We start from the raw sequence: 13,780 nt of genomic DNA, 5'->3' as shown, positions 1-13,780 counted from the left end.
GCTGCACAGCTCGAGGGTGAGGCAATGCTCTCAGATCGCATCGCCGATCTCGTCGAATATCTCGTTGTTCAGATCGTCGACGACCCGGATTCCGTGAGCCTTGAGGTCATCGATGGTGACGACGCCTCTACGATTGAGGTTTTGGTCGCCGAGGATGACGTCGCTAAGGTCATCGGCCGTCGTGGCCGTACCATCAAGGCCATTCGCACGCTCGCCCGTGCGCTGGCCGCTCGCCTCGACACTGCTGTCGAGGTAGAGGTTCTGGGCTAGGACCTTGAGGTCCCAGTACAAAAATATCGCCCGTGTGGTCAAGCCGCACGGAAGGAAGGGGGAGGTCCTCGCGCAGCCGCTGCGGGGGCTTCCTTCTGTATTAGAGCCGGGTATGCGCGTCGCCCTGACGCCGCCGGCGCTCAAGCGCGACCGCTTTTGCACGGTTGTGTCCGTCACCGATACGGGCGATGGCGATCTGGTCTCATTTGAGGGCATTGACGACTTGACGGCCGCCGAGGGCATCACGGGATGCTATGTGCTGGCAAATCGTGACGATTTTGAGCTCGATTCACTCGACGCCGCCTATACCGACCTGATGGGTCGCGAGGTGGTTGACGAGCGCTTCGGTTCGCTCGGCACGATCGTCGAGATCATGTCGACGCCCGCTAACGATGTTTGGGTTGTCGAGGGCGATCGGTACGGCGAGGTACTGATTCCCGTGATCGAGCAGGTTGTGCTCGATCTTCCCGACACAGGAACAATTTCCGTCCACGTTATGGACGGCCTGATCGATATGGACAAGTAGGGAGGACAACATGCTGATTGAGACCCTTTCGGTCTTTCCCGAGATGTTTGAGCCCGTCATGTCCACATCGATTTTGGGCCGCGCCCGCAAGGCCGGCCTTTTTGATTTTAAGGCGTATAACCTGCGCGACTGGACGCACGACCGCCATCGCACCGTCGATGACGAGCCGTATGGCGGCGGGCAGGGCATGCTCATGAAGGTCGAGCCCATTGCCGAGGCAATCGAGGCAATCAGCTCCGAGGGCCCCAAGCCGACGGTGGTGTTCTTCACCCCGTGCGGCGAGCCTTTTACGCAGCATGTGGCCGAGCGCCTGCTCAAAAGCGAGCGCCTGCTGTTTGTGTGCAGTCGCTACGAGGGCGTCGACGAGCGCGCATACGCGTATGCCGATGAGCGCCTGTCGATCGGCGATTACGTGCTCACGGGCGGCGAGCTTCCCGCTATGGTCGTTGCCGACGCCGTCGTGCGTCTGATTCCCGGCGCCCTTGGTGACGAGATGAGCAACGTCGATGAGTCATTCTCGACCGCCGAGGACGGTGGCCTGCTCGAGTACGCGCAGTACACCCGTCCCGCCGAGTTCAATGGCGAGGGTGTGCCTCCGGTGCTCGTGAGCGGCGATCACGCCAAGGTCGATGCCTGGCGTCGCAAGAATGCCATCGAGCGCACCTGTCACTGGCGTCCCGATCTGATCGAGACGGCGCGGCTCACGCCTGAGGAGCGCGCGTACGCGCAAGAGATTTTGGACGCGTCGTATTCGCTAAGCGAGGAGTGAGAATGGTTCCATCGCAGCATTCCGTGCTAAAGGGTGCCTTTGAGTGGATCGTGGTCGTCGCGATTGCGCTCGTCGCCACCTTTTTGATTCGCTCATTTGTGGTTGAACCCTTTGTGGTGCCTACCGGCTCCATGGAGTCCACGATCGAGATTGGCGATCAGATCCTGGCGCAAAAGGTGAGCCTCGAGCTCGGTCAGCCCGTTAAACAGGGCGATATTGTGGTATTCCACAACCCCGATGGCACCTCCGAGCACGATGTTCTCGTCAAGCGAGTTATTGCCACGGCCGGTCAGACGGTCGACCTTCAGGACGGCAAGGTCGTCGTCGACGGCCAGGCGCTCGATGAGGACTATACGACCGGCATGAGCTGGCCGCTTTCGGTCCAGGCCCCTGGCGCTCAGGTGAGCTATCCCTACACCGTTCCCGACGGGTGCGTGTGGGTGATGGGCGACAACCGCGAGAACTCTGCTGACTCCCGCTATTTTGGCCCGGTCGACCGCTCCGACTTGATCGCCGTGGCGCTTGTGCGCTACTGGCCGCTCAACCGTATCGGCGCTATCGACTAAAAACCGCTATAGTACAGTACCTAACCGTGTAATCGTTTCGACGAGGGGATATTAGAGGCATGAACGCTTCATCGCTTTCCTTCCAAGACATCATCCTGCGCCTCCAGCAGTACTGGGGCGAGCAGGGCTGCGTCATTATGCAGCCCTATGACTCCGAGGTCGGTGCCGGTACCTTCCACACCGCGACCACGCTGCGCTCGCTCGGTCCCGCCGAGTGGCGTACCTGCTATGCGCAGCCCTGCCGCCGTCCCGCCGACGGCCGCTACGGCGAGAACCCCAACCGCATGCAGCACTACTATCAGTTCCAGGTGCTCATCAAGCCGTCGCCGGTTAATGCCCAGGAGCTCTACCTGGGGTCTCTTGCCGCCATTGGCCTGGACCCCAACGACCATGACGTCCGTTTTGTCGAGGATGACTGGGAGAGCCCGACCCTGGGCGCCTGGGGCCTTGGCTGGGAGGTCTGGCTCAACGGCATGGAGGTCACGCAGTTTACGTACTTCCAGCAGGTGGGCGGTATCGAGGTCGACCCTGTGCCCGTCGAGATTACCTATGGCCTGGAGCGTATCGCCATGTACGCCCAGGGTGTCAACTCCGTCTACGACCTGGTGTGGAGCTATCTGCCCGACGGCACGCCCATGACCTATGGTGACGTGTTCCTCGAGAACGAGCGCGAGTTTAGCGCTTACAACTTTGAGGTCGCCAACGTCGAGATGATGCGTCAGAAGTTTGACGACTACGAGGCCGAGTGCCACTCCTGCCTGGAGCGCAAGCTTCCGCTGCCGGCGTACGACTGCGTCATGAAGTGCAGCCACGCCTTCAACCTGCTCGATGCCCGTGGCGCCCTGTCCGCGGTCGAGCGTGCCAACTACATCCTGCGCGTCCGCGCCGTCGCCAAGGCGTGCTGCGAGGCCTACATGGCCGAGGTCGCCGGAGTCAACGAGAATGCCGATCAGGAAGGCGAGGTGGCGTAAGCCATGGCAGACGCTAAGGATTTCCTGTTTGAGATCGGTACGGAGGAAATGCCCTCTGCACCGCTGAACAATGCCGTCAAGCAGCTTGGCACCATGATCGCCAAGGGTCTCGACGAGGCCGGTCTGGCTCATGGCGAGGTCCGTGTGATCTCGAGCCCGCGTCGCCTGGCTGCGCTCGTTGCCGACGTCGCCACCGCGACCGATGAGGTTCACGAGGTCAAGCGTGGCCCCGCGGCCAACATTGCCTTCGACGCTGACGGTAACGCCACCAAGGCCGCCCAGGGCTTCGCTCGCAAGTGCGGTGTGGCTGCCGAGGATCTGGTCCGTCGCGAGGACACCGACGGTCGCGAGTATGTCTTTGCTGAGAAGAACATTCCCTCCGCACCGGCTACGCCGATTCTGACCGCTCTGTGCGAGAAGACCATCACCGGCCTGCAGTGGCCCAACTACCGCTCCCAGCGCTGGGGTCACGAGCACGCGACCTTTGTTCGTCCGGTCCGCTGGATCTGCTGTCTTTTGGGCGAGGATGTTGTGCCCGTGTCGTTTGCCGACGTGACGAGCGGCAACACCACGCGCGGTCATCGCGTGCTTGGCCCTGGTGATCACGTTGTCGCCAGCCCCGCTGTCTATGAGCAGGTGCTCGAGGATGCCGGCGTGCTTTCTGCCGAGCGTCGTCGCGAGGCCATCCTCGCCGGTATCGCCGAGGTCGAGGCTGCCCGTCCCGGCTGCCATGTCGATACGCCCAAGAAGGTCTTCGAAGAGGTCATCAACCTCTGCGAGTGGCCGACGGTGCTCGTCGGTACCTTCGACGAGGAGTTCCTCAAGGTCCCGCACGAGATTATCTGCGAGTCCATGCTCACCAACCAGCGCTACTTCCCGATCTATGACGGCGAGGGCAAGCTCACGCGTGAGTTCGTGGTTGTTTCGAACAGCAAGCCCGAGAACGCCGAGCGCGTGATCGACGGCAACGAGCGCGTCGTGCGCGCCCGCCTGGACGACGCTAAGTTCTTCTACGAGGAGGACCTGAAGATCTCCCTCGACGAGTTCCGCGAGCGCCTGGCCAAGGTCGCCTTCCAGGAGAAGCTCGGTAGCGTGCTCGCCAAGTCCGAGCGTATTGAGCAGCTCGCGCTCGCTATTGCCCGCGAGGCCCATCTGGGCGCCCATCTGGCTGCCGATGCCGCTCGCGCCGCGCACCTGTGCAAGGCCGACCTGGTGTCCAACGCCGTCGTCGAGTTCACGAGCCAGCAGGGCGTGATGGGCGGTTACTACGCCTGCGCGATGGGGGAGAACGACGAGGTCGCTCATGCCATTCGCGATCACTATCGTCCCCGCTTTGCCGGTGACGAGCTGCCCGAGGGCACCGCTGGCTGCATCGTGGCCTGCGCCGACAAGCTCGATACCATCGCCGGTATCTTTGCCATCGGCGAGCCCCCGACCGGCTCCTCCGACCCCTACGCGCTGCGTCGTGCCGCTATCGGCATCATCAACATCCTGCGCGACCGTCTGCCGATCGATCCCACGTCGCTGATTGACTTTGCTCTGCAGCTTTACAGCGAGCAGGGCATTGAGTTCGACGCCGCCGAGGTCGCCCAGCAGGTTCGTGACTTTTTCCATGGCCGCCTGGTGAGCATGGCCCGCGACGAAAAGATTCCGGCCGATACCGTTGCCGCCGTCTCCGCGGTGCACATCATCGCCCCGTCCGTCTTCTTCGCCCGCTGCGCCGCCCTCGACGAGGCCCGCAAGAATGATGCCGAGACCTTTGACAACCTGGCTACCGCCTATGCCCGTGCCGCGCACATCTCCAAGCCCGAGCTGGGTGCGGAGTATGACCGCAGCCTGATGGGCGAGGTCGAGCTCGCGCTCGCCGACGCCTCCGAGGCTGCTCAGACCGCTGTCGATGCCGCCCTTGCTGCCGAGGACTACCCGGCCGCATTTGCCGCCCTCGCCGCCCTGCGCGCGCCCATCGACCGTTTCTTCGATGAGGTCATGGTCATGGACAAGGACGAGCAGCTTCGCGATAATCGCCTTAAGCTGCTCAACCGCTTCGAGGCCGTTTTCTCCGGCATCGCCAACATCGGTGAGCTTGCCCGCAAAAAGTAAGCCAGCCTGCGCATAAGCGCAAAAGGAGCCCCGCATGGATTGCCCGGTCACCGCTCGTCCCACCGTTATCGTTATCTCCGACTCGCTCGGTGATACCGCTTGTGAGGTGGTGCTTGCGGCGTCCGGGCAATTTGATGAAGGGGCTTTTCGCGTTTTGCGTCTGCCTAAGGTGACCTCTGTGGAGCAGGTCAAGTCATTTGTGGGGCCGCGCGTCGATGCGGACCATCGCGATATTGCCGTGTTCCACACCATTGTCGATCCGGCGCTTCGCGCCCGCGTGCTCGATTACCTGGGTATGCTGCATATCCGTTCGGTCGACCTGATCGGCCCGACGCTTGCCGTGCTGTCGTCGCTCATCGGTGTGCCGCCCAAGGGCGTTGCGGGCGTGATTCACAAGACCGATGACCGCTATTTCCATCGTATCGAGGCCATGGAGTATTTCGTTGATCACGATGACGGTCGTGGTTGCGACGATCTGTCGGGTGCCGATATCGTGCTGCTGGGTGTGTCGCGTACATCCAAGACGCCGCTGTCGATGTATTTAGCCTATCAGGGCTACAAGGTCGCCAATGTCCCACTGGCGCATGGCATGGAGCCGCCCAAGTCGATTTACGAGGTCGACCCGATGCGCCTGTTCGGCCTGATTTCGACCGTCGATGTGATTTCCGAAATTCGCGATAGCCGCTTGGGCGATGACTACGCCCGTGCCGTTGCCGGCTCCTATGCCGAGCCCGAGAGCGTGCGTAGTGAGCTTGCGGAAGCCCGCGCGCTCATGAAACGCCTGGGCTGCTTTGTAGTGCGTACCGACGGCAAGGCGATTGAGGAGAGCGCCTCCGAGATCATTGCCCACCTCGAAGAGATCCGAGAAGCCAGGGCCCGCCGTGCCGCCCGTCGCGCTCAACAGCAGTAGTCCTTTCTGTGATGATTTTTCTGGGACGGGGATTAAAAAATCATTAGGTACTCAATGATTTTTTAATCCCCGTCCCAGAAAAATCATCGGAGTGGCTAAATAGCCTGAATTGATAAAGCGATTTAGCAAAAACATCGCATCTGACCTGCATTCTTCTTGTAGTGGTATCTTCATAAGGTAACCAACTTTACCTACCGTTTACCGCCTGTTTTAGCACGTTTACCAAACCGCGCACCCTCTGCTCAAGCCTGCCCAAAACCCGCCGTATAGTTCCCTCACGGCCTGCATCCGGCGGGTCGATTCGTTACCACGGTCGTGCGCGTAAGCGCATGGAAGGGGAAGTATCGTGAGCGATTGCAAGAGGGTTTACCGTTTTGGAACCGACGCCCAGGGCACCTGTGTCACCGAGGGCGACAAGTCCATGAACTTCGTGCTTGGTGGCAAGGGCGCTAACCTTGCCGAGATGAGCCGTATCGGCCTGCCGGTTCCCGGTGGCTTTACCATTACCTGCCAGACTTGCGTTGAGTACTCCGGCGCCGGCAACGTGTGGCCGGAGGGCGCGCTCGACGAGATCGTTGCCGCCGAGGTCGACCTCGAGGCCCGCTGCGGCAAGAAGCTCGGCGATGCCTCCGATCCGCTGCTCGTGTCGGTCCGCTCGGGCGCTCCGTTCTCCATGCCCGGCATGATGGACACGGTTCTCAACCTGGGCCTCAACGACGATTCCGTCCAGGGCCTTATCGCCCAGACGCAAAACCCGCGCTTTGCCTGGGATAGCTACCGCCGCTTTATCCAGATGTTCTCCAACGTCGTCATGGGTGTCGATGCCGACTTGTTCGAGAATGCCCTGACCCAGGCCCGCCTGGTCGCCGGCGTTCGCGTCGATTCCGAGCTTTCGGCCGAGGACCTGCAGGAACTCGTCGAGACCTTCAAGGGCATCTTCTCCGAGAACGTCGAGGCTGCCCTGTATCCCGAGCTCGAGATCGCTGACGGCAAGCCCGTCTTCCCGCACGACCCGGAGCTTCAGCTGCGCCTTGCCATCCAGGCCGTCTTTGGCAGCTGGATGAACGAGCGCGCCTGCATCTACCGCAAGCAGCACGGCATTTCCGACGAGCTCGGCACCGCCGTCAACGTCCAGGCCATGGCCTTTGGCAACAAGGGCGAGACCTCGGCGACCGGCGTCGCCTTTACGCGCAACCCGGCCGACGGAACCAAGGAGTTCTATGGCGACTTTTTGGTGAATGCCCAGGGCGAGGACGTCGTCGCCGGCATCCGAAACACCGAGCCCATCGACGACCTCAAGACCACCTCGGGCCTCGAGTCCGCAGGCGAGGAGCTCGAGCGCGTGTTCCTGACGCTCGAGGATCATTACCGCGATATGTGCGATATCGAGTTTACCATCGAGCAGGGCAAGCTCTGGATGCTCCAGACCCGCGTGGGCAAGCGCACCGCCACTGCCGCCCTGCGCATTGCTATCGAAATGGTCGAGGAGAGCCTCATCACCCGCGAGGAGGCTGTGAGCCGCATCGATCCCGCGCAGCTCGACCAGCTCCTGCACCCGCAGTTCGACGCCTCCAAGAAGTACGAGGCCCTGGCCAGCGGCCTTAACGCCAGCCCTGGTGCCGCCGTGGGCGAGGTCGTGTTCTCGAGTGATGACGCCGTCGCGCGCGCCAACGAGGGCCACAAGGTCATTCTGGTCCGCTGGGAGACCAACCCCGACGACCTGAAGGGCATGGTCGCCGCCGAGGGCATCCTGACCAGCCACGGTGGCAAGACGAGCCATGCCGCCGTTATCGCCCGCGGCATGGGTACGCCCTGCGTTTGCGGCGTTGAGCGCTTCCACATTGACGCGGCAGAGAAGGTCGTGCGCATCGAGGGCAGCGACCGCGTGCTGCGCGAGGGCGATGTCATCTCCATCGACGGCACCCAGGGTATCGTCGTCGACGGCGCGGTCGACCTGGTCTCTGCAGAGCTCACCGGCGACCTGGACACCATCCTGTCTTGGGCTGATGAGATCCGTTTGGACGAGACCTGCGGCCACGCCAACCACGTGCGCGTTAACGCCGACAACCCCGAGGATGCTGCACTCGCGCTCGAGTTTGGCGCCGAGGCCATCGGTCTGTGCCGCACCGAGCACATGTTCCTGGGCGATCGCAAGAACATCATCCAGAGCTTTATCCTGTCTGACGATGAGGCCGTGAAGCAGCAGGCCCTGGCCGACCTGCTCAAGGTTCAGACCGAGGACTTCCTGGCGATGTTCAAGACCATGTCCGGTCGCGATGTGGTCGTCCGCCTGCTCGATCCGCCGCTTCATGAGTTCCTGGATAATCCTCGCGAGCTCGAGGTCGCCATCACCAAGAAGGAGGCCGCCGGCGCTCCCGAGGAGGAGCTCGCTGCCCTGCGCGCCCGCCTGCGTCGCATTGACGGCATGGTCGAGTCCAACCCCATGCTGGGCTTGCGCGGCGTGCGCCTGTCCGTCGTCTTTGGCGATCTGCCGCTCATGCAGGTTCGCGCCGTCGCCACGGCCGCTGCCCGCCTTATCAAGGAGGGTGTCGACCCGCGCCCCGAGATCATGGTTCCGCTCGTCTCCATCACGGCCGAGCATGTCCAGACCCGCGAGGTCATCGAGCGCGTGATCGCCGAGGTTTCCGCCGAGGAGGGCGTCGAACTCAACATTCCCGTGGGCACGATGCTCGAGCTGCCGCGTGCCTGCATGGTCGCTGACGAGATCGCCCATCATGCCGACTTCTTCTGCTTTGGCACCAACGACCTCACCCAGACGACCTTTGGCTTCTCGCGCGATGACGCCGAGGCCAAGTTCATCCCGCTGTACATGCATAAAAAGATTCTGAAAGACAACCCCTTCGAGACCATCGACGCGGCAGTGCTGGAGCTCGTGCGCTTGGCCGTCGAGAAGGGCCGCGCCACCAATCCCGACATGCACTTTGGCGTGTGCGGCGAGCACGGCGGCGACCCCAAGTCCATCAAGGGCCTGTTTAACGTGGCCGACGTGGACTACGTTTCCTGCTCGCCCTATCGTGTGCCCCTCGCGCGCCTGGCTGCCGCTCAGGCCAAGCTCGAGGCCAAGCGTTCCGCCTAGCGTTTAGCGTTTAGACGCCTAGCGTAGTCCCCCTTCATGCCGCCCGTCTCATTCGTGAGACGGGCGGTTATCATGTGCGGGTTTTGTCTTTTTGTCTGCGTAAAAAATTGTTCTTGCAGCAAAAACCCGCGCGTGTATACTGGAATACGTTTGTTCAACTACGTGCCGGCCAAGGTGGTACGGCACCTCTAGAAGAGTAAGGAATTGCACATGGATTACATCCGCGCAATCGAGCGTCAGCAGATCCGCGAGGACATTCCTCAGGTTCGCGTCGCCGACAACGTCAAGGTTCACTACCGCATTAAGGAAGGCGACCGCGAGCGCATTCAGGTCTTCCAGGGCGACGTCATCCGCATGGCCGGCGCCGGTGCCCGCGAGACCTTCACCGTCCGCAAGATGTCCTTCGGTGTCGGTGTTGAGCGTACCTTCCCGCTTCACAGCCCCAAGATCGCCAAGCTCGAGGTCGTTCGTCATGGTCGCGTCCGTCGCGCCAAGCTGTACTACCTCCGCGACAAGGTGGGCAAGGCTGCTCGCATCCCCGAGAAGCGCTAAGAAGATCGCAGCGTCTGTCCACTCGTTTGGACACAAGGGTCACCTTCGGGTGGCCCTTCTTTTTATCTGATTTGCATGCAAGGAGGGCCTGGTATGGCCAACATGACGAGCTCGGTTTCGGCATCGCAGGTTGCCGGTGAGTTGGCGAGCGCTACGTTTGAGGAGATTCCTGCCCTCGTGGAGCATTATCGCGAGGATCCGCGCCAGCAGGTGATCAAGGCTTGCGAGCGTGCCCTCAAACGCCATGCCAAAGAGCTTGCCGAGCGCGAGCGCGTCAACGGCATGTATCAGCTTATGCATGAGCTCGGCGGTGATGGGGTGGTCGTGGGCGTCGACGAGGTGGGCCGTGGCTCGGTAGCGGGTCCCTTGACCGTGTGTGCCGTGTGTCTTCCGATGGAGCCGCGCATCTGGGGCATCAACGATTCCAAAAAACTCACGCCCGCGCGCCGCGAGCTGCTCTCGGTGAAGATAGCCGAGGTGGCGACTGCCATCGGCTTTTGCCATATCGCTCCTGCGGATATCGATGAGATGGGCATGGCCCGTGCTATCCGTACTGCCGTTGCGGGCGCCGTGGCCGATACGGGACTTGAACCCGACTGCGTCCTCATGGATGGCAACCCCTTGGGCGCCGTTCCTAACGAGCGCGATGTGGTGAAGGGTGATGCCAAAATCGCCTGTATCGCCGCGGCGTCCATCATGGCCAAGGTCACGCGTGACGAGATGATGGTCGAGTACGACGCCGAGTATCCCGAGTACCATCTGGCCGAGTCGAAGGGCTATGCAAGCCCCGAGCATATCGAGGCCATTCGCAAACATGGACTTTGTCCACTGCACCGCGTGAGCTTTTGCGGAAACTTTCTGCAGACTGAGCGCCTTTTCTAGGTCAATTGTGGAGACAGGGACCTCAGGGGTTTTATAAACCTGCTGGTAGCGGGCCGTATGCAACACCATTGCTGCGTACGGCCCGTTTTTTGACGGCATTTGGTCAGCTTTTGGTTTGCTTCCGGTACTTACCCGCATGAAAGGTGCCCTCATCATCGGGGCAATGCAGCGTGCGGGAAAGGAGACCCCATGAGTGCCGCAAGCAAAAAGAGCAAGACGCAGCAGCTCAAGGAGCGTTGGGAAAACGGCGAGCTCGACTGCGGGGCGATGACGCCCGAGTTTATCAAGGGGCTCAGTCCCCGCGAGCTGGGCATGCTGGGCGAGCTGATCACCATCGACTACTTTAACGAGCGCGGCTACACCTTGCTGGAGCAGGGTTATCGTTGCACCGAGGGCGAGGCCGATCTGGTGCTGCTCGATGAGCTCGACGATGTCGTGGTGATGGCCGAGGTCAAGACCAGACGCGTCGCACTGGATTGCAGCACGCGGGTCTTTCCCGAGGAGGCCGTGGACGCCCAAAAGCAACGCCGCTACCGCCGCATCGCAAGTTGCTATCTCATGGAACATTATCCGCTCAAGGCGATTCGCTTCGATGCCGTGGGTGTCACCATTCGCGGCGGGCATATCGCTGAGATCGAGCATCAGTACAACGCGTTCGATTGGCAGGTGTCGTGATGGCGTTCGAGACGTTTGCCGTACACGCGGCCTGTATCCGCGGCGTCGAGGCGATTCCCGTCACGGTCGAGGTCTCGCTTGCCGGCGGCGTTCCGGGCATTCAGATGCTCGGCATTCCGAGTATGGAGGTGATGGAGTCACGCGGTCGTATTCGCTGCGCGATGCGCTCCGCCGGGTTCGAGATCCCACGCTCGGGCATTACGGTCAATCTGGCGCCCGGCGATATTCGCAAGACCGGTAGCGGCTTTGATCTGCCCATCGCCATCGCGGTTCTAGCGGCCGATGGTCAGATTCCCCGCGACAACCTCGATCGTTGTCTTATCGCTGGTGAGCTTGGCTTGGACGGTACGGTCCTTCCTGTCAAGGGCGAGGTGGCGTTTCAGCTATTGGCTCGCGACATGGGGCTGTCTTTCATCGCCGGCAGGTCCGACCAGCATGTGCCACTCGCGGGCGTGGATTGCGGCTTTATCGATCATTTGTCTCAGCTTGCCCATGGCATGGGCGAGGCGGCTCGGCACTATCTGGATTCCGAGGTCGTCGAGGCGACCTTTGAGCCCGAGCTCGACTATGCCGACGTGCTGGGGCAGGAGGTTGCCAAACGTGGCATGGCACTTGCGGCGTCAGGAGAACTCGGCCTGCTCATGATTGGGTCCCCGGGATCGGGCAAGACGATGCTTGCGCGCCGTATGACCGGCATCCTGCCCGAGCTTTCCGTTGAGGATCAGCAGGAGGCGCTGTGCATCCATTCGGTTTTGGGTGAGAACATTGATGGCTTGTTGGCGGGGCACCGGCCCTTCCGCAGTCCCCATCACAGTATTTCAACGGCGGGCCTTATCGGCGGCGGGCGCCCGGTGCACCCGGGTGAGATCAGCCTTGCTCATGGCGGCGTGCTCTTTTTGGACGAGCTTGCCGAGTTTCCCACGGGTGTGCTGCAGACGCTGCGTCAGCCTATCGAACGCGGCTATGTGAGGATCGTGCGTGTCGACGGGGCCTTTACCTTCCCGTCGCGCTTTCAGTTGCTGGCCGCGAGCAATCCCTGCCCCTGTGGCTTTTTGGGCGATCGCGAGGTGCCATGCCGCTGCTCGGCATCGATGGTGGAGCGCTATCGGGCAAAGCTGCGCGGTCCTTTGGCCGACCGTATCGACGTGATGATCGATGTGATCCGTCCCGACCCCCAAGTGATTATCGAGGGTGCGGAGGGTATGTCGTCGGCCGAGTTGCGTGACTACGTTGTGCGCGGTCGCGCCTTTCGCGCCTGGCGCGAGTCCCGTATGGACGATGTGGATGCCGAGGCCGAGGATGACGAGACGCGGTCCATTGACGGCGTCGTTTCGACCTTTGAGCTCGATGCTGCGGCGGAGAAGTGTGTGCTCGGCCTGTCGAAGCGCACGCATCTCACGGGCCGCGGCATCGTGCGCCTGGTGCGTATCGCGCGTACCATCGCCGACGTCGCCGAGAGCGAGCAGGTGACGCAGGACCACGTGCTCGAGGCGGCGATGTACCAGGGAAGGAGGGACCAGTGATGGCCGAGGGGACCTTCGAGCTGCATCCGGGTGACGCGTTGTATCCCGAGACTGTTTTGGAGCTTTCTGATGTTCCCCAGACGCTCTATGTGCGCGGCAACCCCGAGGTGCTTTCGACGCCTGCGCTCTCCATCATCGGCGCGCGCAAGGCCTCGCCGTATGGTCTTGCCGTGGCAGAGCTTGCGGCAAAGGTGGCGGTCGAGGCGGGAGTGACGGTTGTTTCGGGCGGCGCGGTCGGTTGTGACCAGGCCTCGGGTTGGGCTGCGGTCAACGCCGGCGGCAAACACGTCGTGGTGCTGGGGACGGGCGCCGACGTGGTCTACCCGCGTTCGAGCGCGGGGCTTATTACGCGCACGCTCGATACGGGTGGCGCGGTCGTGTCGATCTCTCCGTGGGGCATGGGTCCGCGCAAGTTTGCCTTTCCGCGCCGCAATCGCGTAATCGCGGCCCTGTCGCAAGCCCTCTTTGTATCCGAGGCGGGTATGCCTTCCGGGACGTTTTCTACAGCCGAGGCTGCTATGGATTTGGGGCGAGATCTTCTTGCCGTGCCAGGGTCGATCCTATCGCCCGAGTCGCGTGGCACGAATTACCTCATTGCGAACGGTGCCTGCTGCATCATCGACGAGGAATCTATCGAGATGGCTATTTCACGCATCTACGGCACCCTGCGCTACTCGCGCCCCGATGCTCCCGGCATTGCCGACCTGGATCAAACACAGCAGACCGTGATGCATGCGCTCATCGCCTCTCCGCTCAAGGTCGACGACATCGCGGCGCTCGTCTCGCTCGATGCCGTCGGCGTACTCAAACTCCTGGGTTCGCTTGAGCTCGAGGGTCTTATCGAGCGCATGATGGATGGAAGGTATGCGCCCTCCAAGTTTGCCCTTCACGCTCAGACACCCTTCGGTCACAATGGAAAACATGTCAATTAGAAAGGTG

At 61.9% G+C, this 13,780-nt stretch carries 13 protein-coding genes; all 13 read left to right on the top strand.

All coding sequences use genetic code 11. The features are described 5' to 3' along the window. The first annotated feature begins 24 nt into the window (after positions 1–24). Positions 25–270, top strand: a complete 246-nt coding sequence (locus tag DW024_RS03305; RefSeq protein ID WP_369834735.1) for a KH domain-containing protein — start codon at positions 25–27, stop codon at positions 268–270. A 4-nt stretch (positions 271–274) separates the two neighbouring features. Next, positions 275–796: a ribosome maturation factor RimM gene (gene rimM, locus DW024_RS03300; RefSeq protein ID WP_055309865.1), complete on the top strand. Its 522-nt coding sequence runs from the start codon at positions 275–277 to the stop codon at positions 794–796. A gap of 10 nt (positions 797–806) precedes the next feature. After that, entirely contained in the window at positions 807–1,565 is a 759-nt protein-coding gene (trmD, locus tag DW024_RS03295) for a tRNA (guanosine(37)-N1)-methyltransferase TrmD (RefSeq protein WP_118376968.1), read from the top strand. Between the two features lie 2 nt (positions 1,566–1,567). Beyond that, positions 1,568–2,131 carry a signal peptidase I gene (gene lepB, locus DW024_RS03290; protein WP_118376967.1) on the top strand — a complete coding sequence of 188 codons (564 nt, stop codon included), beginning with the start codon at positions 1,568–1,570 and terminating at the stop codon, positions 2,129–2,131. 59 nt (positions 2,132–2,190) lie between these two features. Further along, a complete protein-coding gene (locus tag DW024_RS03285; RefSeq protein ID WP_006236091.1) occupies positions 2,191–3,102 on the top strand; it encodes a glycine--tRNA ligase subunit alpha in 912 nt (303 codons plus the stop codon). A 3-nt stretch (positions 3,103–3,105) separates the two neighbouring features. Continuing rightward, positions 3,106–5,202: a glycine--tRNA ligase subunit beta gene (glyS, locus tag DW024_RS03280; protein WP_118376966.1), complete on the top strand. Its 2,097-nt coding sequence runs from the start codon at positions 3,106–3,108 to the stop codon at positions 5,200–5,202. Between the two features lie 34 nt (positions 5,203–5,236). After that, on the top strand, positions 5,237–6,112 hold the full coding sequence (locus DW024_RS03275; protein WP_118376965.1) for a pyruvate, water dikinase regulatory protein: 876 nt from the start codon (positions 5,237–5,239) through the stop codon (positions 6,110–6,112). 346 nt (positions 6,113–6,458) lie between these two features. Further along, positions 6,459–9,209, top strand: coding sequence for a pyruvate, phosphate dikinase (ppdK, locus tag DW024_RS03270; protein WP_118376964.1), 2,751 nt, complete (start codon positions 6,459–6,461; stop codon positions 9,207–9,209). Positions 9,210–9,419: 210 nt separating this feature from the next. Beyond that, on the top strand, positions 9,420–9,761 hold the full coding sequence (rplS, locus tag DW024_RS03265) for a 50S ribosomal protein L19 (RefSeq protein ID WP_006236098.1): 342 nt from the start codon (positions 9,420–9,422) through the stop codon (positions 9,759–9,761). 93 nt (positions 9,762–9,854) lie between these two features. After that, positions 9,855–10,643 (top strand): ribonuclease HII, encoded by a 789-nt coding sequence (locus DW024_RS03260; protein WP_118238098.1) that lies wholly within the window; start codon positions 9,855–9,857, stop codon positions 10,641–10,643. A 189-nt stretch (positions 10,644–10,832) separates the two neighbouring features. Beyond that, a complete protein-coding gene (locus tag DW024_RS03255) occupies positions 10,833–11,318 on the top strand; it encodes a YraN family protein (protein ID WP_035138570.1) in 486 nt (161 codons plus the stop codon). Continuing rightward, positions 11,318–12,841: a YifB family Mg chelatase-like AAA ATPase gene (locus DW024_RS03250; RefSeq protein ID WP_118376963.1), complete on the top strand. Its 1,524-nt coding sequence runs from the start codon at positions 11,318–11,320 to the stop codon at positions 12,839–12,841. Before DW024_RS03255 ends, DW024_RS03250 begins: the two co-directional genes overlap by 1 nt. Then, positions 12,841–13,773, top strand: coding sequence for a DNA-processing protein DprA (locus DW024_RS03245; RefSeq protein WP_118376962.1), 933 nt, complete (start codon positions 12,841–12,843; stop codon positions 13,771–13,773). Before DW024_RS03250 ends, DW024_RS03245 begins: the two co-directional genes overlap by 1 nt. Positions 13,774–13,780 lie beyond the last annotated feature (7 nt).

Source organism: Collinsella sp. AF37-9, from assembly GCF_003475115.1.
GTDB lineage: Bacteria > Actinomycetota > Coriobacteriia > Coriobacteriales > Coriobacteriaceae > Collinsella.
This window is presented reverse-complemented; position numbering and strand designations above follow the sequence as displayed.